We start from the raw sequence: 21,001 nt of genomic DNA, 5'->3' as shown, positions 1-21,001 counted from the left end.
CGAAAGCATAACCGAGTGCCTGACGATGTACTCATATACCTGTGTTACGTGAGGGTTTCGTCAGGTGATGCGGAATCCACCATTCACCCCGCCTTGGGCGATATGTCCACGTCGGCACGGCGACAGCCGCATACATTCCGATCGGGACAGGAGTCGTGCAAAAAAAGGTCAACTAGTGGTATGAAAAGCCACTCAGTCTTCACGTTTTCGTCGCACCTGTGGACCTCTCCGGGAGCGAACACTAGGGGGAGGTCCCGATTTGCCCGGGTTTTCCATGCCCGCACGCGGTGGCCGCCATCGCAACCGGCGCCGCAGATGGCTGGTCGGCACCGTGGCCGTGGCCGCCGCGGCACTGATCGGCACGACGATCAGCCTGGTGACCTCCTCGGCCCAGGCCGACCAGACCACGCAGGGCGTCGACAACCTGCGCACCAACTGGACGCAGGACGCGGACGGGCTCTCCCCGGCCGTGGTCCAGTCGTCCGCCTTCGGACGACTCTTCGCCACCCAGCTGGACGGGCAGATCTACGCCCAGCCGCTGGTCGTCGGCGACGAGGTCGTCGCGGTCACCGAGAACAACACCCTGTACGGCCTCGACCGCACCACCGGTGTGATCGAGTGGAGCAAGAACTACGGGGCGTCCTGGCCGGCCTCCGCGATCGGCTGCGGTGACCTGGTGCCCCGGATCGGGGCGACCGCGACCCCCGTCTACGACCCCGCCACCAAGGCCCTCTACTTCACCACCAAGGTCGACGACGGAACCTCCACGCACCGCCACCCGACCTGGCTGATGCACTCGGTGGACCCGGCCTCCGGAGCCGAGCTCCCGGGCTGGCCGGTCACGATCGAGGGCAGCCCCGTCAACGACCCGGCCGTCAGCTTCGACGCCTACTACCAGCAGCAGCGCCCCGGCCTGCTCCTCATGGACGGCGTCGTCTACGCGGGCTTCGGCGCCCACTGCGACGCCTGGCCGTACCGCGGCTACGTGGTCGGCGTCAGCACCACCGAGCACAGCATCACCTCGATGTGGGCCACGGTGACCGGCGCCAGCACCGGTGGCGCCGGCATCTGGCAGTCGGGCGGCGGCCTCGTCTCCGACGGCTCCGGCCGGATCTTCTTCAGCACCGGCAACGGCATCAGTCCGGCGCCCGGACCGGGCACGACCGTCCAGGGGACGCTCGCCGAGTCCGTCGTACGCCTCCAGGTGGGCGCGGACAACAGCCTCAGCACCGCCGACTTCTTCAGCCCGAGCGACGCCCCCACCCTGGACCTCACCGACCAGGACATCTCCTCGGGCGCCCCGATGGCGCTGCCGGACGGCTTCGGCACCGCCGAACACCCCCATCTGCTGGTCCAGCAGGGCAAGGACGGCCGGGTGTTCCTGCTCGACCGCGACAACCTCGGCGGCATGGGCCAGGGCGCCCGCGGCGGCGACGCCGCGGTGAGCGTGTCCGGCCCCTACCAGGGCATGTGGGGTCACCCCGCGTTCTGGGGCGGCGACGGCGGCTACGTCTACATCGTGGGCAACCAGGGCCCGCTGCGCGCCCTCAAGTACGGCGTGCGCAGCGGCGGCACCCCCGCGCTCACCCTCACCGGCCAGAGCCAGGACACCTTCGGCTACACCAGCGGCTCCCCCTTGGTCACCTCCGACGGCACGGACGAGTCCAGCGCCCTGGTGTGGATGGTCTCCGCGTCCGGGGCGTCCGGGGCGGACGGCACCCTGCGCGCCTACAGCCCCACCCCCGACGGCGACGGCCTGCTCCAGCTCCTGTGGTCCGCGCCGATCGGCACGGCGGCGAAGTTCGTCACCCCGACCGCGGACCAGGGCAAGGTGTACGTCGGCACCCGCGACGGTGTGCTCTACGGCTTCGGCAGCCCGGCCAGGACCGCTCTGACCGCGTCCTCCCTCGACTTCGGCCAGGTCGGCGTCGGCGGCACGAAGTCCGCCGACATGAAGCTGACCGCCACCCAGGACGTCTCCGTCACCGGACTCAAGGCCTCCGGCGCGTTCTCGGTCGACCCGTCCGCCGTGCCCACGGCCGAGCAGCCCCGGGCACTGGCGGCGGACGCCGGCCTGGACGTACCGATCACCTTCGCCCCCACGACCACCGGCGGCATCAGCGGCACACTGACCGCGAACCTGTCGGACGGCCAGAAGCTGGTCTTCGCCCTGCACGGCGTGGGCACCAGACCCGGCCTCGGAGCGGCACCCGCCGCCATGGACTTCAAGGAAGTACCCACCGGCAGCACCTCGACGCTGAACCTGCAGATCACCAACACCGGCACCGAGCCGGAGACGATCGACTCGGTCGACTCGCCCAGCGGAGCGTTCACCACCTCGGGCCTGCCGGACGCGGGCACGGTCGTACCGCCGGGCGGCTCGTTCGTCCTCTCGGTCACCTACGCACCGGTCGGCGACCAGCAGGACAGCGACGCCCTCGTGGTCAGCAGCAGCAGCGGCGGCGCGACACACACCCTGAGCGTGCCGGTCAACGGGACGCCCGTCACCGGTCAGGGGCACCTGGAGTTCTCCACGAGCTCGCTGGACTTCGGGACGGTTCCGATCGGCAGTTCCAGGTCGCTCTCGTTCAGCATCACCAACACCGGCAACATCCCGGTGAAGGTGACCAAGGCCAAGGCGCCGACGGGTGACTTCAACAGCGCGGTGCAACTGTCCGAAGGCCTGGTCATCGGCCCCGAGCAGACCGCCGTGCAGAGCGTGACGTTCACTCCGCGCTCGGCCTCGGACCTGAGCGCCTTCTACGAGGTCACCGGCACCGGGGAGGACGACAACGGCGCCGCCCAGGGCGCCATGTACGTGACGATCAAGGGCACCGGCACGGGTACCGCCACGACCACCTCGGTCAAGGACGAGGGGTGGCAGACCAACGGCTCGGCGGTCTCCGCCGACGACGGCAGCGTCCAGCTGACCCCGGCCACCACCTGGCAGGCGGGCACGGCGGTGTACCCCGAGCCGCTGCGCACCGACGGTCTGCGGGCCACCTTCACCACGCAGTTCGGTCCCGGCACCGGAGGAACGGGCATGACGCTCTCCCTCCTCGACCCCGCCAAGAACTCCGCCTCGGCAGTGGGCGCGGTCGGCACCGGACTCGGCATCGCGGGCCGGCCCGGCACGGTGATCGCCTTCGACACCGGCTGGGAGGACAAACTCCAGGCGATGAACTTCGTGGGCGTCGGCACCAGTTCGGCCGACTCCTCCACGATCGACTACCAGTCGACGGTCAAACTCGCCACGGCCCTGCGCCAGGGCACCCACCAGATGGACGTCCTGGTGGAGGCCGGCCATGTGTACGTGTGGATCGACGGGACGCAGGTCCTGGACGCCACACCGAAGACGCTGCCCTCCAACGCCCTCCTCGCCCTCTCCGGCGGCACGGGCGACAGCGCCGACGCCCAGACGGTGAGTGGCCTGGTCGTCAGCCAGGGGCCGGCCCCGGCCACCAAGGCCTCGGTGGCGCTCGACCTCATCGCCCCCGGCACCGCCGTCCCCGGCCGGTCGCTGACCGTCAGCGGCACGCTGGCCTCGACCGAGGCACTCGCCGCGGGCCAGAAGCTGAGCGTCACCCGGAACGGAACGGCGCTGACCGAGGTGTCGGCGGCGGCGGACGGCTCCTTCGAGTTCACCGACACCCCGCCCGCGGAAGGCACCTACACCTACGCCGCGAGCTACGCGGGCGACGCCACCCACGAGACGGCGACCGCCACGAGCCTGGTCCAGGCGGCCAAGCTGCCCGGCACGGTCGCCCTGTCGGCCCCGGGCACCGCCCCTCGCGCCACGGCCCTCACCGTGACCGGCACGCTCTCCGGCGCCCCCTTCACCACCGGCCAGGTCGTCAAGGTCACGAAGACCGACCTCGGGCATTCGTCCGGGGTGGCGCTCGCCGACGCCAAGGTCGCCACGAACGGCACCTTCACCTTCAAGGACACCCCACAGATCGGCGGCGCCAACACCTACAAGGTGACCTACGCCGGCGATGTCTCGCACAAGTCCGCCACCTCCACCGCCACCGTCCAGGTGTCCCGGGCCGCGACGACCCTGACGATCGCCGCCGACCACGCGACGTACAAGTACGCCCAGTACGGGAAGATCACCGCCCACCTGGGCACGACCTACAACAAGCGCACGGTCTCGATCTACGCCAAGCCGTACGGCGGCACCTCGGTCCTGGTGAAGTCGGGCACCGTGGACTCCCAGGGCAATGTGACGGCGTCCTACAAGCTCACCCGCAACACCACCTTCAGCGCGGTGTTCGCCGGCGACTACCGGTACGCCCCGAAGACCGTCGCCAAGACGGTGCAGACCTACGTGCGGGTCACGGAGAAACTCTCCGGCTACTACACGAGTACGCGCTACGGCAGCACCCTCTACCGGGTGTACCACCACACCGCCAAGGAGCAGCTCGACGTCACCGTCGCACCCAACAAGCACGGCCAGTGCGTGAAGTACCGCGTACAGCGCTACTACAGCGGCGCCTGGCACACCCAGAGCACCACGTCGTGCGCCGCGCTCAGCTCCAGCAGCACCGGCCGCCACACGATGTCTCTGAGCAGTTCCGTCGACCGCAAGTACCGCATCGCCGCGCAGTACGTCCACAGCAGCACGGACACGACCAACCTCAGCACCTGGGGCGCCTGGCAGTACTTCACCGTCAAGCAGTGAGCCAGACCTCACCCCGGCTGTGACGAGCCCCGCCCCCCGGCCACCGGCCCGGGGGGCGGGGCTCAGCAACAACCTCCCGGCAACGACCGCCGATTCCGCGCCTCCTTGTTCCGCGCGGCCAGCAACTCGTCCGCCGGATACCCGACCTCCTCCAACGTCAGCCCATGCGGCCGTACGACATGCACAGCGGAGTCCCTGACCCCCGCGGCCAGCACCTTCCCCGGCCAGTCGCTCGGCCGGTGCCCGTCCCCCACGAACAGCAGCGCCCCGATCAGCGACCGCACCATGTTGTGGCAGAAGGCGTCCGCCCGGACCGTCGCCGTGATGATCCCGTCCGCGCCCCGCTCCAGCCGAAGCTCCTGGAGCGTACGGATCGTCGTCGCCCCCTCCCGCTTCTTGCAGTACGCGGCGAAGTCGTGCTCCCCGAGCAGCCGTTCGGCCGCCTCGTTCATGGCGTCGACGTCGAGCGGCCAGTCGTGCCACAGCACGTGATGGCGCAGCAGCGGGTCCACGCCGCCCGGATTGTCCGTCACCCGGTACGCGTACCGCCGCCACACCGCCGAGAACCGCGCGTTGAACCCGCTCGGCGCCTCCCGCAGCGCCCACACCCGCACGTCCTTCGGCAGCCGCCCGGCAAGCCGCTTGAGCAGCTTCTCGTGGTGCTCGCGCCAGACGGCCTCCGGCAGATCGACATGCGCGACCTGCCCCCGGGCATGCACCCCGGCATCGGTCCGCCCGGCCACGGTCAGCTCGTACGTCGTCCCGCCCGACCGCGTCACCGTCCGCAGGGCGTCCTCGATCTCCCCCTGCACGGTCCGCCGCCCCCCGGCCTGCTTGGCCCAGCCGGAGAACTCGGTCCCGTCGTAGGACAGGTCAAGACGGACACGTACGAACCCGGGCTCAACTTCGTCACTCACACACAGATCCTCTCAGCAACAGCAAAGCGGGCCCGCTCCCCGAAAGGAACGGACCCGCTCAACGCTCAGGCAGAGCCTCAGGCGTCCTTGGACTCCTCGGCGGCAGCGTCCTCGACCTCGTCGGCCTTGGTCGTGTCGACCTTGGTCTCCTCGGCAGCCGGAGCAGCGGCCTCGGCGTCCTTGGCGGCACGCTTCGTCGCGGCCTCGGCCTCACCCGTCGCCTGCTGCGCGACCGTCAGCGCCTCGACCAGCTCGATGACAGCCATGGGCGCGTTGTCGCCACGACGGTTACCGATCTTGGTGATACGGGTGTAGCCACCCGGACGGTTCTCGTACCGCGGGCCGATCTCGGTGAAGAGCGTGTGCACGACGCTCTTGTCCGTGATGACCTGGAGCACCTGGCGGCGGTTGTGAAGGTCGCCCTTCTTCGCCTTGGTCACCAGACGCTCGGCGTACGGCCGCAGACGGCGGGCCTTCGCCTCGGTGGTGGTGATGCGGCCGTGCTCGAAGAGCGACTTCGCGAGGTTCGCGAGGAGCAGCTTCTCGTGCGCGGCGCTGCCGCCCAGACGGGCACCCTTGGTGGGCTTCGGCATTTCTTTCTCCTTGGTCTGCCCCGGCCGTATCAGGTACCGGGGTCAGGAACCCGATGAGCGGATGCTCACCGGCAACGACCGGTCAGGCAATGATCAGGAACTGATCAGTACTGCTCGGTCTCCACAAAACCCGCGTCCGCGTCGTCGTCGGCGCCGAAGGCGTCGGCGGCGGCGGTCGGGTCGAATCCGGGCGGGCTGTCCTTGAGGGCCAGGCCCATGCCGGCCAGCTTCGCCTTGACCTCGTCGATGGACTTCGCACCGAAGTTGCGGATGTCCAGGAGGTCGGCCTCGGAGCGGGCGACGAGCTCACCCACGGAGTGGATGCCCTCACGCTTGAGGCAGTTGTAGGAGCGGACCGTGAGCTCCAGCTCCTCGATCGGCAGCGCGAGGTCGGCGGCCAGGGCGGCGTCCGTGGGGGACGGGCCCATGTCGATGCCCTCGGCGTCGATGTTCAGCTCGCGGGCGAGACCGAACAGCTCGACCAGCGTCTTACCGGCCGACGCCATGGCGTCACGCGGACGCATGGCCTGCTTGGTCTCGACGTCGACGATCAGCTTGTCGAAGTCGGTGCGCTGCTCGACACGCGTGGCCTCGACCTTGTACGTGACCTTCAGCACCGGCGAGTAGATGGAGTCGACCGGGATACGGCCGATCTCCTGGCCCACCTGCTTGTTCTGCACGGCGGAGACGTAACCGCGGCCACGCTCGACCGTCAGCTCCATCTCCAGCTTGCCCTTGCCGTTGAGCGTGGCGAGGACCAGGTCGGGGTTGTGCACCTCGACACCGGCCGGGGGCGCGATGTCGGCGGCGGTGACCAGACCCGGGCCCTGCTTGCGCAGGTACATCACGACCGGCTCGTCGTGCTCCGAGGAGACGACCAGCTGCTTGATGTTGAGGATCAGGTCGGTGACGTCCTCCTTGACGCCCGGCACGGTGGTGAACTCGTGCAGGACACCGTCGATGCGGATGCTGGTGACAGCAGCGCCGGGGATCGACGACAGGAGGGTGCGGCGCAGGGAGTTGCCGAGGGTGTAGCCGAAGCCCGGCTCCAGCGGCTCGATCACGAACCGGGAGCGGAACTCGTCGACGACCTCTTCGGTCAACGAGGGACGCTGAGCGATCAGCATGTTGCGTTCCTTCTGTCAGGGGCGCCCGCTATTTGACGCCCTGATATGTGACAAGGGTACGGGCGATACGACTCAGAAGAGCCGTACCGCCCGAGAAGCCCTGCGAAGCGAGGTCAGACGCGACGACGCTTCGGCGGACGGCAGCCGTTGTGCGGGGTGGGCGTGACGTCCTGAATGGAGCCGACCTCGAGGCCCGTGGCCTGGAGGGAGCGGATCGCGGTCTCACGACCGGAACCCGGGCCCTTCACGAAGACGTCGACCTTGCGCATGCCGTGCTCCTGCGCGCGGCGGGCGGCCGACTCGGCGGCCATCTGCGCGGCGAAGGGGGTGGACTTGCGCGAGCCCTTGAAGCCGACGTGGCCGGCGGAGGCCCAGGAGATCACGTTGCCCGAGGGGTCCGTGATCGAGACGATCGTGTTGTTGAACGTGCTCTTGATGTGCGCGTGGCCGTGAGCGACGTTCTTCTTTTCCTTGCGGCGCACCTTCTTGGCAGCGCCCTGACGACCCTTGGGGGGCATCTACTAACTCCTACGGGGAGGTGGTCGGTCCTACAGCGAAGACCGCTGATGAAGCGTTGTCCGCTGAGGACTACTTCTTGCCCGGCTTCTTCTTACCGGCGATGGCGCGACGCGGGCCCTTGCGGGTGCGGGCGTTCGTGCTCGTACGCTGACCGCGGACGGGCAGACCACGACGGTGACGGAGACCCTGGTAGCAGCCGATCTCGACCTTGCGGCGGATGTCGGCCTGGATCTCGCGACGGAGGTCACCCTCGGTCTTGATGTTGCTGTCGACGTACTCACGAATCGCGACGAGCTGCTCCTCGGAGAGGTCGCGAACGCGGGTGTTCGGGTCGATACCGGTCTCCGCCAGCGTCTGCTGGGAGAGGGTCCGGCCGATGCCGAACACGTAGGTGAGGGCGACCTCCACGCGCTTGTCGCGCGGGATGTCAACACCGGAAACGCGTGCCATTCAATGGCTCCTGGTGATCTTCGGAGGTCTTCCGCAGAACCGGCTCCCAGCCGCCGTACCAGGTACGAACTGGGTCCTCGGCCTCCGAACCGAGGGTGTCAGACGACGTACGCCGCCTGGGTCCTGCGTATGAACAATTCAGCTCGCGTCGCGCGAATCTCTGCGATGTCGATGCAGAGGGATTGGTCGTGCGTCAGCCCTGGCGCTGCTTGTGGCGCGGGTTCTCGCAGATGACCATGACCCGACCGTGACGGCGGATCACCCTGCACTTGTCGCAGATCTTCTTGACGCTCGGCTTGACCTTCATTGGTGAGGTTCTCCGGGTCAGTGCCACCACCCCGTCCGAGGACGGGATGCGGGCAAGATCTACTTGTAGCGGTAGACGATCCGGCCACGCGTCAGGTCGTACGGAGACAGCTCCACCACGACCCGGTCGTCAGGGAGGATGCGGATGTAGTGCATACGCATCTTGCCGCTGATGTGTGCCAGGACCTGGTGGCCGTTCTGGAGCTCGACCTTGAACATGGCGTTCGGAAGAGACTCGACGACAGTGCCCTCGATCTCGATGGCACCTTGCTTCTTGGCCACGCTTCGCCCTTCGAATCGACTACCTTGATCGACTCCCGCACTTTTCCCTTACGGGAGCATGCGGACATGCGGGTGCACGAGAGCCGACGAGTCAGTCTACGTCAGCGCACCCGGAAAGACGAATCGAGGAAGAATGCCCCGGCGCGGAGATCCTTAAGCACGCTTGTTCTCAGGCCAGTGGATCGGGAGCGGCCGTGACGCCGTACTCCGCGAGCTTCGCCTTGCCGCCGTCGGGAGCCGTGAGCACCAGCGGGCCCTCCTCCGTCAGCGCCACCGAGTGCTCCCAGTGCGAGGACCAGGTGCCGTCGGTCGTGATGACGGTCCAGTCGTCCGAGAGGACCTCGGTCCGCGGGGTGCCCAGCGAGACCATCGGCTCGATCGCGAGGCAGAAGCCGGGGACCAGCTTCGGGCCCTTGCCCCGGCGCCGGTCGACGTAGTTCAGCAGGTGCGGGTCCATGTGCATCTCGGTGCCGATGCCGTGGCCGCCGTAGTCCTCGACGATCCCGTACTTGCCGCCGCCCGGCTTCGGCTGGCGGCGGATGTAGGTCTCGATGGCGCGGGAGACGTCCACGAGGCGGTTGCCCTGCTTCACGGCCGCGATACCGGCCCACATCGACTCCTCGGTCACCCGGGAGAGCTCGATCAGCTCCGGGGCGTGACCGGAGCCCACGAAGGCGGTGAAGGCCGCGTCACCGTGCCAGCCGTCGACGATCGCGCCGGCGTCGATGGAGATGATGTCGCCGTCCTTGAGGACGACCTCGTCGGAGGGGATGCCATGGACGACGACCTCGTTGACGGAGGTGCAGATCGTCGCGGGGAAACCGCCGTACCCGAGGAAGTTCGACTTCGCGCCGTGCTCGGCGATCACCTTGCGCGCGACCTCGTCCAGGTCCTTGGTGCTGGCGCCGGGGACCGCGGCCTCCCGCGTGGCCGCGTGGATCGCGGCGACGACCAGCCCCGCCTGACGCATCTTGGCGATCTGCTCGGGGCTCTTGATCTGCACCATGGGGTCCTGCGCTCTCCGTGACTCGACGGGTTCGGGTTACCTACACAACAGTACGGCCGTGCAGTCCCTCAGGACTCCACGGCCGTACCAGGACGACGACTACTGGTCGTCGCCCTCACGCTTCAGCGCGGCCAGCGCACGAGTGGTGACCTCGTCCACCGGACCCATGGCCTCGATCGTCACCACCAGGCCCTGGGCCTTGTAGTAGTCGATGATCGGCTCGGTCTGCGTGTGGTAGACCTCCAGCCGCGTCCGGACGGTGGCCTCGGAGTCGTCGTCACGCTGGTACAGCTCGCCGCCGCAGACGTCGCAGACGCCTTCCTTGGCGGGCTTCTTGTACGAGACGTGGAAGACGTGCGCGGAGTCGTTGCGGCAGATGCGCCGGCCGGCGATCCGCTTGACGACCTCCTCCTCCGGGGCCTCCAGGTCGAGCACGGCGTCCAGCTTGATGCCCTCGGTGTTCAGCAGCTCGTCCAGCGCCTCGGCCTGCGAGACGTTCCGCGGGAAGCCGTCCAGGAGGAAGCCGTTCACGGCGTCCGCCTGCTCCATACGGTCCTTGGCCATCGCGATGGTCACCTCGTCGGGGACGAGGTTGCCGGCGTCCATGTAGGACTTCGCGAGTTTGCCGAGCTCCGTCTGCTGGCTGATGTTGGCGCGGAACAGGTCGCCCGTGGAGATGTGCGGGACACGCAGTTTCTCGGCGAGGCGCGTGGCCTGCGTTCCCTTTCCGGCACCAGGCGGCCCGACGAGGACGATTCGCATCAGCGGAGGAACCCTTCGTAATTGCGCTGCTGGAGCTGGCTCTCGATCTGCTTCACCGTCTCGAGACCGACACCCACGATGATCAGGATGCTGGTACCGCCGAAGGGGAAGTTCTGGTTTGCCCCGAAACCAACCAACGCCATCGTCGGGACGAGAGCAATCAGGCCCAAGTACAGCGAACCCGGCCAGGTGATCCGGTTGAGCACGTACGACAGGTACTCAGCGGTCGGTCGGCCAGCCCGGATGCCCGGGATGAAGCCACCATACTTCTTCATGTTGTCGGCGACTTCCTCGGGGTTGAACGAGATAGCCACGTAGAAGAAGGCGAAGAAAACGATGAGCAAGAAGTACATCGTGATGTAGATCGGGTGGTCGCCCTTGGTCAGGTTGGTCTCGATCCACGTCTTCCAGCTCGACGTGCCACTCGAGAACTGAGCGATCAGAGCCGGGATGTAGAGCAGCGACGACGCGAAGATGACGGGGATCACACCCGCCTGGTTCACCTTCAGCGGGATGTACGTCGACGTGCCGCCGTAGGCGCGGCGGCCGATCATCCGCTTCGCGTACTGCACCGGGATACGGCGCTGGGCCTGCTCGACGAAGACCACCAGGCCGACCATGACCAGGCCGACCGCGATGACGGTGCCGAACTCGATCCAGCCGTCGGCCAGCGTGCCGGACTTCTTGATGGCCCACAGCGCGGACGGGAACGTCGCGGCGATCGAGATGAACATCAGGATCGACATGCCGTTGCCGATGCCGCGGTCGGTGATGAGCTCGCCGAGCCACATGACGACGGCCGTACCGGCGGTCATGGTGACGACCATGACGATCGTGGTGAAGATCGAGCGGTCCGGGACGATGCCCGAAGCGGCCGTGCAGCCGGAGAAGAGGGCGCCGCTGCGGGCGGTGGCGACGAGGCCGGTGCCCTGGAGGATGGCGAGCGCGACGGTCAGGTAACGCGTGTACTGCGTGATCTTCGCCGTGCCGGCCTGGCCCTCCTTCTTGAGGGCTTCCAGACGCGGGATCACGACGGTCAGCAGCTGAAGGATGATGCTCGCCGTGATGTACGGCATGATCCCCAGCGCGAAGATCGTGATCTGCAGCAGCGCGCCACCGCTGAACATGTTGACCAGACCGAAGAGGCCCTGGTTCGCGGACGCCTCGTCGACGCACTGCTGGACGGACTTGTAGTCGACGCCCGGGATCGGGATATGCGTACCGACCCGGTACACCACGATGATGGCGAGCGTGAAGAGCAGCTTCTTGCGCAGGTCGGGCGTCCTGAACGCCCGGGCGAACGCGGTGAGCACGGTGCCTCCTGCGACCCCCGCGCTACTGCGTCAAGGGTGACGGTCTTGAGGTTCGACGGATGAAGACGAATACGTAACGGCCAACTGCCGCCCAGAGTGCCTCAGGTGAAGCGCCCTGTGAAAGTTGGCAGTGCAGGCCACCTTACCGGCGAGACTGCCACCCTAGGAACGACCAACCGGGGATACCCCTTTTGTGGGGTATCCCCGGTCGGGATCGATCAAGTCATCGAGACGCCTGAGGTGTTCAGACGAGCTCGGTGACGGTGCCGCCGGCGGCGGTGATCTTCTCCTTGGCGGAGCCGGAGACGGCGTCGACCGTCACCTGAAGCGCCACGGAGATCTCACCCTGGCCGAGGACCTTGACGAGGCTGTTCTTGCGAACGGCACCCTTGGCCACCAGACCCTCGACCGTGACCTCGCCACCCTCGGGGTAGAGCGCGGCCAGCTTGTCGAGGTTCACGACCTGGTACTCGGTCTTGAACGGGTTCTTGAAGCCCTTCAGCTTCGGAAGACGCATGTGGAGGGGCATCTGCCCACCCTCGAAGCGCTCCGGAACCTGGTAACGGGCCTTCGTACCCTTGGTACCACGACCGGCCGTCTTACCCTTCGACGCCTCACCACGACCCACACGGGTCTTGGCGGTCTTGGCGCCCGGGGCGGGACGGAGGTTGTGGATCTTGAGCGGGTTGTTCTCCGCCATGATCAGTCGACCTCCTCGACCGTCACGAGGTGGCGGACGGTGTGCACCATGCCGCGGAACTCGGGGCGGTCCTCCTTGACGACCTGCGTGTTGATGCCCTTGAGACCAAGGGAACGCAGGGTGTCGCGGTGGTTCTGCTTGCTGCCGATGTAGGACTTGACCTGCGTAATCTTGAGCTGAGCCATGATTACGCACCCGCCCCGGCACGCGCACGGAGCAGAGCCGCGGGGGCGACGTCCTCGAGCGGCAGACCACGGCGGGCCGCGATCTCCTCGGGACGCTGCAGACCCTTCAGGGCCTCCACGGTCGCGTGCACGATGTTGATCGCGTTGTCGGAGCCGAGCGACTTCGACAGCACGTCGTGAATACCGGCGCACTCGAGCACGGCGCGCACCGGACCACCGGCGATAACACCGGTACCCGGGGACGCGGGCTTGAGCAGCACGACGCCGGCAGCCTTCTCACCCTGGATGGGGTGCGGGATGGTGCCCTGGATACGGGGGACCTTGAAGAAGTGCTTCTTGGCCTCCTCCACACCCTTGGCGATGGCGGCCGGCACCTCCTTGGCCTTGCCGTAACCGACACCCACGGTGCCGTCACCGTCGCCCACCACGACCAGCGCGGTGAAGCTGAAGCGACGACCACCCTTCACAACCTTGGCGACACGGTTGATCGCGACAACGCGCTCAACGTAAGCGGTCTTCTCGGCGGCAGCTGCGCCGCCGTCACGGCCCTTCCGGTCCCGCCGCTCGCCGCCACCGGCACCGCCACCGCGGCGCTGGGGTCCAGCCATTGGAATTACCTCTCTCTTTTTCCGCTAGCTACGAACGGCTCAGAACTTCAAGCCGGCTTCGCGGGCGGCGTCCGCCAGGGCGGCGATGCGCCCGGCGTACTGGTTGCCACCACGGTCGAACACGACGGCCTCGACACCGGCGGCCTTGGCGCGCTCGGCGACCAGGGCGCCGACCTGCTTGGCCTGCGCGGACTTGTCGCCCTCGCCACCGCGGACCGACGTGTCCAGGGTGGACGCCGACGCCAGGGTGTGACCCTTGATGTCGTCGATCACCTGGGCCACGATGTGGCGGTTCGAGCGGGTAACGACCAGGCGGGGACGCTCCGCCGTACCGGCGATCCGCTTGCGGATCCGGATGTGACGGCGCTTGATCGCGGCGCGCTTGTAGGCGTCGCCCTTCAGGATCTTCTGTCCGTATGCCATGGCTTACTTACCCGCCTTTCCGACCTTGCGGCGGATGACTTCGCCCTCGTACTTGACACCCTTGGCCTTGTACGGGTCGGGCTTGCGCAGCTTGCGGATGTTGGCCGCAACCTCGCCGACCTTCTGCTTGTCGATGCCCTCGACCTGGAAGCGGGTCGGGGTCTCCACCTTGAAGGTGATGCCCTCGGGCGCCTCGACGGTGATCGGGTGGCTGTAGCCGAGAGCGAACTCGAGGTTCGAACCCTTGGCCGTCACGCGGTAACCGACACCGCTGATCTCGAGCTTCTTCACGTAACCCTCGGTCACGCCGGTGATCATGTTCGCCACCAGCGTGCGGGACAGGCCGTGCAGGGCCTTGTTCTGACGCTCGTCGTTGGGGCGGGTGACGTTGAGAACGCCGTCCTCACCCTTGGCGATGTCGATCGGCGCAGCGACGGTGTGGGTCAGCGAGCCCTTGGGGCCCTTGACCGAGACCGTACGGCCGTCGATGGTGACGTCCACGCCGGCGGGAACCGTGATGGGGAGCTTGCCAATACGCGACATAGCTGTTTCCTCCGTTCCCTTCCGCTACCAGACGTAGGCGAGGACTTCCCCACCCACGCCCTTCTTGCCGGCCTGCTTGTCGGTCAGGAGACCGTGCGACGTGGAGATGATCGCCACGCCGAGGCCACCGAGGACCTTGGGCAGGTTGGTGGACTTCGCGTACACCCGGAGACCGGGCTTGGAGATCCGCTTGATGCCCGCGATGGAGCGCTCACGGTTGGGGCCGAACTTCAGCTCCAGGACGAGGTTCTTGCCGACCTCGGCGTCCTCGACCTTCCAGCCCGTGATGAAGCCCTCCTGCTGGAGGATCTCCGCGATGTGAGACTTGATCTTGGAAGCGGGCATCGTCACGGAGTCGTGGTATGCCGAGTTCGCGTTCCGCAGACGCGTAAGCATGTCTGCGATCGGATCAGTCATGGTCATGAATTGGCCTTCGGCCTCTCTCGCCGGGGTTTCCTGATGCGCCATCCCTCTCCCCGATCCGAGACGGGACGGGTGCGGCGCGGTGGACCTACGGCGTAGTAAGTCGTACGGGCAGTCGTCAGACGCCCAACCCTCCCAGCCTAAGCCATGGAGAGGAGGGCGCCTGACACGCCCATTGCTTACCGAGAGCTTCGGGAATCCCTAAAAAGCGGGGATTACCAGGAGCTCTTGGTCACGCCCGGCAGCTCGCCACGGTGAGCCATCTCACGAAGGCACACGCGGCACAGGCCGAACTTGCGGTACACGGAGTGCGGACGGCCGCAGCGCTGGCAGCGGGTGTACGCACGCACACCGAACTTGGGCTTGCGAGCAGCCTTGGCAATCAGAGCCTTCTTCGCCATCTCGCTCACGCCTCCTTGAAGGGGAAGCCGAGGTGACGAAGGAGCGCGCGGCCCTCAGCGTCGTTGGTCGCCGTGGTCACCACGGTGATGTCCATGCCCCGGGTACGGTCGATCTTGTCCTGGTCGATCTCGTGGAACATGACCTGCTCGGTGAGACCGAAGGTGTAGTTGCCACGGCCGTCGAACTGCTTGGGGGACAGACCACGGAAGTCGCGGATGCGCGGCAGCGCGAGCGACAGGGTGCGGTCCAGGAACTCCCACATGCGGTCGCCACGGAGCGTGACGTGGGCACCGATCGGCTGGCCCTCACGCAGCTTGAACTGCGCGATGGACTTGCGGGCCTTGGTGACGGCCGGCTTCTGACCGGTGATCGTGGTGAGGTCGCGGATGGCGCCCTCGATCAGCTTGGAGTCGCGGGCGGCGTCGCCCACACCCATGTTGACCACGATCTTGACGAGGCCGGGGATCTGCATGACGTTCTCGTACTTGAACTCGTCACGCAGCTTGCCCGCGATCTCCTCGCGGTACTTCGTCTTGAGACGCGGAGTGGTGGTGGTAGCCATCAGATGTCCTCACCCGTCCGCTTGGCAACGCGGATCTTGTTGCCCTCGTCGTCGAAGCGGTAACCGACACGCGTGACGACCTTGTTGCCGTCCTTCTCCACGACCAGCTGGACGTTGGAGACGTGGATCGGGGCCTCGGTCGTGACGATGCCGCCGGCCTGGGAACCGCGAGCGGTCGGGCCGGCCTTGGTGTGCTTCTTGACCCGGTTGACACCCTCGACCAGGACGCGCTCGTCGCGCGGGTAAGCGGCAATGACCTTGCCCTGCTTGCCCTTGTCCTTGCCGGTGATGACCTGGACCAGGTCGCCCTTCTTGATCTTCATGCTTACAGCACCTCCGGAGCCAGCGAGATGATCTTCATGAACTTCTTCTCGCGCAGCTCACGCCCGACGGGGCCGAAGATGCGGGTGCCGCGAGGGTCGCCGTCGTTCTTCAGAATGACGGCGGCGTTCTCGTCGAAGCGGATGTACGAGCCGTCCGGACGGCGGCGCTCCTTGACGGTGCGAACGATGACCGCCTTGACGACGTCACCCTTCTTCACGTTGCCACCGGGGATCGCGTCCTTGACGGTGGCGACGATGACGTCACCGATGCCCGCGTAGCGGCGACCGGAGCCACCGAGCACACGGATGCAAAGGATTTCCTTCGCACCAGTGTTGTCGGCGACGCGCAGTCGCGACTCCTGCTGGATCACGTCTATCTCCTGATTGTCTGCCGGTTCCCCAACCGGGCTGATTCCTCAGCCCGGTTGGAGCCTGGCGGAACTGTCCTGCGGGTTTGCCCGCAGGAAATTACTTGGCCTTCTCGAGGATCTCGACGACGCGCCAGCGCTTGGTCGCCGACAGCGGGCGGGTCTCCGCGAGGAGGACCCGGTCGCCGACGCCGGCAGCGTTCTGCTCGTCGTGCGCCTTGAGCTTGTTCGTACGGCGGATGACCTTGCCGTACAGCGCGTGCTTCACGCGGTCCTCGACGGCGACGACGACGGTCTTGTCCATCTTGTCGCTGACGACGAGACCCTCACGGGTCTTGCGGAAGCCACGGGCCTCAGTGGTGTTCTCAGTCACGTTGTTCTCGCTCATCAGGCGTTCTCCACCGTTTCGATGCCCAGCTCACGCTCGCGCATCAGGGTGTAGATCCGCGCGATGTCCTTGCGGACCGCCTTCAGACGGCCATGGTTCTCGAGCTGGCCCGTCGCCGCCTGGAAGCGGAGGTTGAACAGCTCTTCCTTGGCCTCGCGGAGCTTGTTCAGCAGCTCCTCGTTGCCCAGCTCGCGCAGCTCGGACGCCTTGGTACCGGCCGACATCACGCTTCACCTGCCTCGCGCTTGACGATCCGGCACTTCATCGGCAGCTTGTGGGCCGCACGAGTCAGCGCCTCACGGGCGATCTTCTCGTTGGGGTACGACAGCTCGAACATCACGCGTCCGGGCTTGACGTTGGCGATCCACCACTCCGGCGAACCCTTACCGGAACCCATGCGGGTCTCGGCAGGCTTCTTGGTGAGGGGACGGTCCGGGTAGATGTTGATCCAGACCTTGCCACCACGCTTGATGTGACGCGTCATGGCGATACGAGCGGCCTCGATCTGGCGGTTCGTCACATACGCCGGGGTGAGCGCCTGGATGCCGTACTCGCCGAACGCAACCTGCGTGCCGCCCTTGGCAGCGCCGGAGCGCTTCGGGTGGTGCTGCTTGCGGTGCTTGACCCTACGGGGGATCAGCATGTCGGTCAGGCCTCCGTTCCGGTGCTCTCAGCCGGAGCGGCGGCGGGAGCCTCGGCCTTGGGGGCCTCGGAACCGGCAGCCTGCTGCGGCTTGCGACCGCGCCCGCCACGCTCGCCGCCGCGGCCACCACGGGCCGGGCGGTCGGCGCCACCACGGGCCGGGCGGTTACCCGCACGGGCCGCAGCGTTCTCGGCGCGGACCTCGGCGATGTTCTTGACGTCGCCCTTGTAGATCCAGACCTTCACACCGATGCGGCCGAAGGTCGTCTTGGCCTCGAAGAAGCCGTAGTCCACGTTCGCGCGGAGCGTGTGCAGGGGCACACGGCCCTCGCGGTAGAACTCCGAGCGGGACATCTCGGCGCCACCGAGGCGGCCGCCGCACTGGATCTTGATGCCCTTGGCGCCGGCCTTCATCGCCGACTGCATGCTCTTACGCATGGCGCGACGGAAGGAGACGCGGGAGGAGAGCTGCTCGGCAACGGCCTGAGCAACCAGCTGAGCGTCCGTCTCGGGGTTCTTGACCTCGAGGATGTTCAGCTGGACCTGCTTGCCCGTGAGCTTCTCGAGGTCACCGCGGATGCGGTCGGCCTCGGCGCCACGGCGGCCGATGACGATGCCCGGACGCGCGGTGTGGATGTCCACGCGGACACGGTCACGGGTGCGCTCGATCTCCACCTTGGAGATGCCGGCGCGCTCCATGCCGGACGTCATCATCCGACGGATGGCGACGTCTTCCTTGACGTAGTCCTTGTACAGCTTGTCGGCGTACCACCGGGACTTGAAGTCCGTGGTGACACCGAGCCGGAACCCATGCGGGTTAACCTTCTGGCCCATTACCGGGTTCCTTCCTTGCTGCTGACGACCACGGTGATGTGGCTGGTCCGCTTGCGGATCCGGTAGGCACGGCCCTGGGCGCGCGGCCGGAACCGCTTCAGGGTCGGACCCTCGTCGACGTACGCCTCGGAGATGAAGAGGCTGTCGGCGTCGGTGTGGTCGTAGTTGTGCGCGGCGTTGGCGATGGCGCTGTCGAGCACCTTGCCGACCGGCACGGAGGCTGCCTGCGGAGCGAATCGCAGAACAGCCTGAGCCTCCGTGGCATCCATGCCACGGATCAGGTCCACCACGCGGCGGGCCTTCATGGGCGTGACGCGGATGTACCGCGCCTGGGCCCTGGCTTCCATGGTTGTCCCTCTCAGTTACTTACGTGTCTGAAGTGCGATCCGCTACTAGCGGCGCTTCGACTTCCGGTCTTCCTTGACGTGACCCCGGAAGGTACGAGTCGGCGAGAACTCGCCGAGCTTGTGACCGACCATCGACTCGGTGACGAACACCGGGATGTGGGTCTTGCCGTTGTGCACCGCGAGCGTGTGGCCGAGCATGGCCGGCACGATCATGGAGCGACGGGACCAGGTCTTGATGACGTTCTTGGTGCCGGCTTCGTTCTGGGCGTCCACCTTCTTGATCAGGTGGTCGTCGACGAAGGGCCCCTTCTTGAGACTGCGCGGCATCTAAACCCGCTCCTAGCGCTTCTTGTTCGTCTTGCGGCGGCGGACGATGTACTTGTTCGAAGCCTTCTTCGGCGAACGAGTACGACCCTCCTTCTGACCCCACGGGGAGACCGGGTGGCGACCACCGGAGGTCTTGCCCTCACCACCACCGTGCGGGTGGTCGACCGGGTTCATCGCGACACCACGGACGGTCGGGCGAACGCCCAGCCAGCGCTTACGGCCGGCCTTACCCCAGTTGATGTTGCTCTGCTCGGCGTTGCCGACCTCGCCGACGGTGGCGCGGCAGCGCACGTCGACCAGGCGGATCTCACCGGAAGGCATGCGGAGGTGGGCCATCTGGCCCTCCTTCGCGAGCAGCTGCACGGAGGCACCGGCGGAGCGGGCGAACTTGGCGCCGCCACCGGGACGGAGCTCGATCGCGTGGATCGTGGTACCGACCGGGATGTTGCGGAGCGCCAGGTTGTTGCCCGGCTTGATGTCGGCCCCGGGACCGTTCTCGACGCGGTCACCCTGCTGCAGGTTGCGCGGGGCGAGGATGTAGCGCTTCTCGCCGTCCGCGTAGTGCAGCAGCGCGATGCGCGCGGTGCGGTTGGGGTCGTACTCGATGTGCGCGACCTTCGCCGGCACGCCGTCCTTGTCGTGACGACGGAAGTCGATCACGCGGTAGGCGCGCTTGTGTCCGCCACCCTGGTGGCGAACGGTCACACGACCGGCGTTGTTACGGCCGCCCTTGCTGTGCAGGGGGCGGACCAGCGACTTCTCCGGCGTGGACCGCGTGACCTCGACGAAGTCGGCGACGCTGGAGCCACGACGGCCCGGCGTAGTCGGCTTGTACTTGCGGATTCCCATTTCTCAGTCCTCGTCCGATATCGGACGATCCGACCCGCTTACGCGGTCGGACCGCCGAAGATGTCGATACGGTCGCCCTCAGCAAGGGTCACGATCGCGCGCTTGGAGCCGGCACGCTGGCCGAAACCGGTGCGGGTCCGCTTGCGCTTGCCCTGGCGGTTGAGCGTGTTCACGCCCGTCACCTTGACCGAGAAGACCGCCTGGACGGCCTGCTTGATCTGGGTCTTGTTGGCGTCGGGGGCGACGATGAACGTGTACTTGTTCTCGTCGAGGAGCGCGTAGCTCTTCTCCGACACGACCGGCTTCAGCAGCACGTCACGGGGGTCCGTGAACGACTTGCTCGGCGCGGTGACGACGGTGTTCTTGCCCTCGGCGGCGTGACGACGCGCCTTGGCGACGCGCGCGGCCTTGGCGGCCTTGGCCGCCTTGGAGGCGATAGAGGGGTGACGGATGGCCATCAGACCTCAGTCCCTTCGGTGTCGTTGGCCTTCGGGCCGGCGACGAAGGACTCGAGAGCGGCCTGGGTGAAGACCACGTCGTCCGAGACGATCACGTCGTACGTGTTCAGCTGGCCCGGCTCCAGGATGTGCACCTGGGGCAGGTTGCGGGCGGACAGCCACGCGGCCTCGTCGGCGCGCTCGACGACCAGGAGCAGGTTCTTGCGCTCCGAGATCTTGCCGAACAGCGACTTGGCGGCCTTCGTGGAAGGAGCGTCGCCCTCGATCACGCCGGTGACGACGTGGATGCGGTTGTTGCGGGCCCGGTCGGTGAGGGCGTGACGCAGCGCGGCAGCCTTCATCTTCTTCGGGGTCCGCTGCGAGTAGTCACGCGGCACGGGACCGTGCACGACGCCACCACCGGCGAACTGAGGGGCGCGGGTAGAGCCCTGGCGCGCACGGCCGGTGCCCTTCTGACGGTAAGGCTTCTTACCGCCACCACGAACCTCGCCGCGGGTCTTGGTCTTGTGGGTGCCCTGGCGGGCAGCCGCGTTCTGCGCAACGACGACCTGGTGGATCAGCGGGATGCTGACCTTCTCCACGCCGAAGATCTCCGCGGGGAGTTCGACGCTACCGGTCTTCTCGCCGGCAGGCGAAAGGATGTCAACAGTGCTCATCGGTTAC

Annotated in this window: 30 protein-coding genes; 1 reads left to right on the top strand and 29 read right to left on the bottom strand. The window is 67.1% G+C overall.

The annotated features are described in order from the left end of the window. The first annotated feature begins 274 nt into the window (after positions 1-274). Positions 275-4,681 carry an Ig-like domain-containing protein gene (locus EJC51_RS29255; RefSeq protein WP_126273798.1) on the top strand — a complete coding sequence of 1,469 codons (4,407 nt, stop codon included), beginning with the start codon at positions 275-277 and terminating at the stop codon, positions 4,679-4,681. A 62-nt stretch (positions 4,682-4,743) separates the two neighbouring features. Here the strand turns inward: EJC51_RS29255 and truA are convergent, their stop codons facing one another. The 29 genes from truA to rplD all read right to left on the bottom strand — a co-directional run bounded on the left by truA (position 4,744) and on the right by rplD (position 20,994). Next, positions 4,744-5,598 (bottom strand): tRNA pseudouridine(38-40) synthase TruA, encoded by an 855-nt coding sequence (gene truA, locus EJC51_RS29250; RefSeq protein ID WP_126273797.1) that lies wholly within the window; start codon positions 5,596-5,598, stop codon positions 4,744-4,746. Positions 5,599-5,675: 77 nt separating this feature from the next. After that, positions 5,676-6,191, bottom strand: a complete 516-nt coding sequence (gene rplQ / locus EJC51_RS29245; protein WP_126273796.1) for a 50S ribosomal protein L17 — start codon at positions 6,189-6,191, stop codon at positions 5,676-5,678. A 104-nt stretch (positions 6,192-6,295) separates the two neighbouring features. Next, entirely contained in the window at positions 6,296-7,318 is a 1,023-nt protein-coding gene (locus EJC51_RS29240) for a DNA-directed RNA polymerase subunit alpha (protein WP_003966937.1), read from the bottom strand. Between the two features lie 113 nt (positions 7,319-7,431). Beyond that, the gene (gene rpsK / locus EJC51_RS29235; RefSeq protein WP_003956432.1) at positions 7,432-7,836 is read right to left on the bottom strand and encodes a 30S ribosomal protein S11; all 405 of its coding nucleotides are present in this window, start codon (positions 7,834-7,836) and stop codon (positions 7,432-7,434) included. Positions 7,837-7,906: 70 nt separating this feature from the next. Beyond that, on the bottom strand, positions 7,907-8,287 hold the full coding sequence (rpsM, locus tag EJC51_RS29230) for a 30S ribosomal protein S13 (protein ID WP_126273795.1): 381 nt from the start codon (positions 8,285-8,287) through the stop codon (positions 7,907-7,909). Positions 8,288-8,480: 193 nt separating this feature from the next. Further along, positions 8,481-8,594: a 50S ribosomal protein L36 gene (gene rpmJ / locus EJC51_RS29225; protein WP_003998809.1), complete on the bottom strand. Its 114-nt coding sequence runs from the start codon at positions 8,592-8,594 to the stop codon at positions 8,481-8,483. 59 nt (positions 8,595-8,653) lie between these two features. Continuing rightward, positions 8,654-8,875 (bottom strand): translation initiation factor IF-1, encoded by a 222-nt coding sequence (gene infA, locus EJC51_RS29220; protein ID WP_003948620.1) that lies wholly within the window; start codon positions 8,873-8,875, stop codon positions 8,654-8,656. Positions 8,876-9,044: 169 nt separating this feature from the next. Beyond that, positions 9,045-9,881 (bottom strand): type I methionyl aminopeptidase, encoded by an 837-nt coding sequence (map, locus tag EJC51_RS29215; protein ID WP_126273794.1) that lies wholly within the window; start codon positions 9,879-9,881, stop codon positions 9,045-9,047. A gap of 99 nt (positions 9,882-9,980) precedes the next feature. Continuing rightward, a complete protein-coding gene (locus EJC51_RS29210) occupies positions 9,981-10,643 on the bottom strand; it encodes an adenylate kinase (RefSeq protein WP_097267814.1) in 663 nt (220 codons plus the stop codon). Beyond that, positions 10,643-11,956, bottom strand: coding sequence for a preprotein translocase subunit SecY (gene secY / locus EJC51_RS29205; RefSeq protein ID WP_059192901.1), 1,314 nt, complete (start codon positions 11,954-11,956; stop codon positions 10,643-10,645). Before secY ends, EJC51_RS29210 begins: the two co-directional genes overlap by 1 nt. 244 nt (positions 11,957-12,200) lie before the next feature. Further along, entirely contained in the window at positions 12,201-12,656 is a 456-nt protein-coding gene (gene rplO, locus EJC51_RS29200) for a 50S ribosomal protein L15 (RefSeq protein WP_067018996.1), read from the bottom strand. A 2-nt stretch (positions 12,657-12,658) separates the two neighbouring features. Then, positions 12,659-12,841 (bottom strand): 50S ribosomal protein L30, encoded by a 183-nt coding sequence (gene rpmD / locus EJC51_RS29195; protein ID WP_003974250.1) that lies wholly within the window; start codon positions 12,839-12,841, stop codon positions 12,659-12,661. 2 nt (positions 12,842-12,843) lie between these two features. Next, positions 12,844-13,449 carry a 30S ribosomal protein S5 gene (gene rpsE, locus EJC51_RS29190; RefSeq protein WP_009190144.1) on the bottom strand — a complete coding sequence of 202 codons (606 nt, stop codon included), beginning with the start codon at positions 13,447-13,449 and terminating at the stop codon, positions 12,844-12,846. A 39-nt stretch (positions 13,450-13,488) separates the two neighbouring features. Continuing rightward, complete coding sequence (gene rplR / locus EJC51_RS29185; protein ID WP_067018998.1) at positions 13,489-13,872, bottom strand: 50S ribosomal protein L18; 384 nt, start codon at positions 13,870-13,872, stop codon at positions 13,489-13,491. A 3-nt stretch (positions 13,873-13,875) separates the two neighbouring features. Further along, positions 13,876-14,415, bottom strand: a complete 540-nt coding sequence (rplF, locus tag EJC51_RS29180; RefSeq protein WP_079308656.1) for a 50S ribosomal protein L6 — start codon at positions 14,413-14,415, stop codon at positions 13,876-13,878. 24 nt (positions 14,416-14,439) lie between these two features. Next, positions 14,440-14,838, bottom strand: a complete 399-nt coding sequence (rpsH, locus tag EJC51_RS29175; RefSeq protein ID WP_007384075.1) for a 30S ribosomal protein S8 — start codon at positions 14,836-14,838, stop codon at positions 14,440-14,442. A gap of 215 nt (positions 14,839-15,053) precedes the next feature. Continuing rightward, on the bottom strand, positions 15,054-15,239 hold the full coding sequence (locus EJC51_RS29165) for a type Z 30S ribosomal protein S14 (RefSeq protein ID WP_003956452.1): 186 nt from the start codon (positions 15,237-15,239) through the stop codon (positions 15,054-15,056). Positions 15,240-15,244: 5 nt separating this feature from the next. Continuing rightward, entirely contained in the window at positions 15,245-15,802 is a 558-nt protein-coding gene (rplE, locus tag EJC51_RS29160) for a 50S ribosomal protein L5 (RefSeq protein WP_020135807.1), read from the bottom strand. Continuing rightward, on the bottom strand, positions 15,802-16,125 hold the full coding sequence (gene rplX, locus EJC51_RS29155) for a 50S ribosomal protein L24 (RefSeq protein ID WP_053674523.1): 324 nt from the start codon (positions 16,123-16,125) through the stop codon (positions 15,802-15,804). Before rplX ends, rplE begins: the two co-directional genes overlap by 1 nt. Positions 16,126-16,127: 2 nt before the next feature. Continuing rightward, entirely contained in the window at positions 16,128-16,496 is a 369-nt protein-coding gene (gene rplN, locus EJC51_RS29150) for a 50S ribosomal protein L14 (protein ID WP_003998823.1), read from the bottom strand. A gap of 97 nt (positions 16,497-16,593) precedes the next feature. Continuing rightward, positions 16,594-16,881: a 30S ribosomal protein S17 gene (gene rpsQ / locus EJC51_RS29145; RefSeq protein WP_126273792.1), complete on the bottom strand. Its 288-nt coding sequence runs from the start codon at positions 16,879-16,881 to the stop codon at positions 16,594-16,596. Next, positions 16,881-17,105, bottom strand: coding sequence for a 50S ribosomal protein L29 (gene rpmC / locus EJC51_RS29140; protein ID WP_059079052.1), 225 nt, complete (start codon positions 17,103-17,105; stop codon positions 16,881-16,883). The genes rpsQ and rpmC overlap by 1 nt, the downstream gene beginning before the upstream one ends. Further along, positions 17,105-17,524: a 50S ribosomal protein L16 gene (gene rplP, locus EJC51_RS29135; protein WP_009327094.1), complete on the bottom strand. Its 420-nt coding sequence runs from the start codon at positions 17,522-17,524 to the stop codon at positions 17,105-17,107. The genes rpmC and rplP overlap by 1 nt, the downstream gene beginning before the upstream one ends. 5 nt (positions 17,525-17,529) lie before the next feature. Further along, positions 17,530-18,357: a 30S ribosomal protein S3 gene (gene rpsC / locus EJC51_RS29130; protein WP_126273791.1), complete on the bottom strand. Its 828-nt coding sequence runs from the start codon at positions 18,355-18,357 to the stop codon at positions 17,530-17,532. Further along, entirely contained in the window at positions 18,357-18,704 is a 348-nt protein-coding gene (gene rplV / locus EJC51_RS29125) for a 50S ribosomal protein L22 (protein ID WP_003974262.1), read from the bottom strand. Before rplV ends, rpsC begins: the two co-directional genes overlap by 1 nt. 45 nt (positions 18,705-18,749) lie before the next feature. Next, complete coding sequence (gene rpsS, locus EJC51_RS29120) at positions 18,750-19,031, bottom strand: 30S ribosomal protein S19 (protein WP_023547380.1); 282 nt, start codon at positions 19,029-19,031, stop codon at positions 18,750-18,752. A 12-nt stretch (positions 19,032-19,043) separates the two neighbouring features. After that, positions 19,044-19,880: a 50S ribosomal protein L2 gene (gene rplB, locus EJC51_RS29115; RefSeq protein WP_059192905.1), complete on the bottom strand. Its 837-nt coding sequence runs from the start codon at positions 19,878-19,880 to the stop codon at positions 19,044-19,046. A gap of 38 nt (positions 19,881-19,918) precedes the next feature. Beyond that, on the bottom strand, positions 19,919-20,338 hold the full coding sequence (gene rplW / locus EJC51_RS29110) for a 50S ribosomal protein L23 (RefSeq protein ID WP_126273790.1): 420 nt from the start codon (positions 20,336-20,338) through the stop codon (positions 19,919-19,921). Then, positions 20,338-20,994: a 50S ribosomal protein L4 gene (rplD, locus tag EJC51_RS29105; protein ID WP_097267808.1), complete on the bottom strand. Its 657-nt coding sequence runs from the start codon at positions 20,992-20,994 to the stop codon at positions 20,338-20,340. Before rplD ends, rplW begins: the two co-directional genes overlap by 1 nt. Between the last annotated feature and the right edge of the window lie 7 nt (positions 20,995-21,001).

It is taken from the genome of Streptomyces aquilus, assembly GCF_003955715.1.
GTDB classification, from domain to species: domain Bacteria; phylum Actinomycetota; class Actinomycetes; order Streptomycetales; family Streptomycetaceae; genus Streptomyces; species Streptomyces aquilus.
The sequence above is the reverse complement of the archived record's forward strand: the minus strand, read 5'-3'. Positions and strand labels throughout refer to the sequence as shown.

Bases quoted from the DNA above. Each gene is read 5' to 3' on its own strand.
- rplW (WP_126273790.1), bottom strand. From the start codon at position 20,338: ATGGCCATCCGTCACCCCTCTATCGCCTCCAAGGCGGCCAAGGCCGCC.
- EJC51_RS29255 (WP_126273798.1), top strand. From the start codon at position 275: ATGCCCGCACGCGGTGGCCGCCATCGCAACCGGCGCCGCAGATGGCTG.
- map (WP_126273794.1), bottom strand. From the start codon at position 9,881: ATGGTGCAGATCAAGAGCCCCGAGCAGATCGCCAAGATGCGTCAGGCG.
- rplO (WP_067018996.1), bottom strand. From the start codon at position 12,656: ATGGCGGAGAACAACCCGCTCAAGATCCACAACCTCCGTCCCGCCCCG.
- EJC51_RS29240 (WP_003966937.1), bottom strand. From the start codon at position 7,318: ATGCTGATCGCTCAGCGTCCCTCGTTGACCGAAGAGGTCGTCGACGAG.
- rplX (WP_053674523.1), bottom strand. From the start codon at position 16,125: ATGAAGATCAAGAAGGGCGACCTGGTCCAGGTCATCACCGGCAAGGAC.
- rpsM (WP_126273795.1), bottom strand. From the start codon at position 8,287: ATGGCACGCGTTTCCGGTGTTGACATCCCGCGCGACAAGCGCGTGGAG.
- rpmC (WP_059079052.1), bottom strand. From the start codon at position 17,105: ATGTCGGCCGGTACCAAGGCGTCCGAGCTGCGCGAGCTGGGCAACGAG.
- rplE (WP_020135807.1), bottom strand. From the start codon at position 15,802: ATGGCTACCACCACCACTCCGCGTCTCAAGACGAAGTACCGCGAGGAG.
- rpmD (WP_003974250.1), bottom strand. From the start codon at position 12,841: ATGGCTCAGCTCAAGATTACGCAGGTCAAGTCCTACATCGGCAGCAAG.
- rplQ (WP_126273796.1), bottom strand. From the start codon at position 6,191: ATGCCGAAGCCCACCAAGGGTGCCCGTCTGGGCGGCAGCGCCGCGCAC.
- rplP (WP_009327094.1), bottom strand. From the start codon at position 17,524: ATGCTGATCCCCCGTAGGGTCAAGCACCGCAAGCAGCACCACCCGAAG.
- EJC51_RS29210 (WP_097267814.1), bottom strand. From the start codon at position 10,643: ATGCGAATCGTCCTCGTCGGGCCGCCTGGTGCCGGAAAGGGAACGCAG.
- rplB (WP_059192905.1), bottom strand. From the start codon at position 19,880: ATGGGAATCCGCAAGTACAAGCCGACTACGCCGGGCCGTCGTGGCTCC.
- rpsC (WP_126273791.1), bottom strand. From the start codon at position 18,357: ATGGGCCAGAAGGTTAACCCGCATGGGTTCCGGCTCGGTGTCACCACG.
- rplV (WP_003974262.1), bottom strand. From the start codon at position 18,704: ATGGAAGCCAGGGCCCAGGCGCGGTACATCCGCGTCACGCCCATGAAG.
- rpsH (WP_007384075.1), bottom strand. From the start codon at position 14,838: ATGACCATGACTGATCCGATCGCAGACATGCTTACGCGTCTGCGGAAC.
- EJC51_RS29165 (WP_003956452.1), bottom strand. From the start codon at position 15,239: ATGGCGAAGAAGGCTCTGATTGCCAAGGCTGCTCGCAAGCCCAAGTTC.
- rpsQ (WP_126273792.1), bottom strand. From the start codon at position 16,881: ATGAGCGAGAACAACGTGACTGAGAACACCACTGAGGCCCGTGGCTTC.
- rpsK (WP_003956432.1), bottom strand. From the start codon at position 7,836: ATGCCCCCCAAGGGTCGTCAGGGCGCTGCCAAGAAGGTGCGCCGCAAG.
- rpmJ (WP_003998809.1), bottom strand. From the start codon at position 8,594: ATGAAGGTCAAGCCGAGCGTCAAGAAGATCTGCGACAAGTGCAGGGTG.
- rplD (WP_097267808.1), bottom strand. From the start codon at position 20,994: ATGAGCACTGTTGACATCCTTTCGCCTGCCGGCGAGAAGACCGGTAGC.
- rplF (WP_079308656.1), bottom strand. From the start codon at position 14,415: ATGTCGCGTATTGGCAAGCTCCCCATCACGGTTCCCGCCGGCGTGGAC.
- rpsE (WP_009190144.1), bottom strand. From the start codon at position 13,449: ATGGCTGGACCCCAGCGCCGCGGTGGCGGTGCCGGTGGCGGCGAGCGG.
- rpsS (WP_023547380.1), bottom strand. From the start codon at position 19,031: ATGCCGCGCAGTCTCAAGAAGGGGCCCTTCGTCGACGACCACCTGATC.
- rplR (WP_067018998.1), bottom strand. From the start codon at position 13,872: ATGGCATACGGACAGAAGATCCTGAAGGGCGACGCCTACAAGCGCGCC.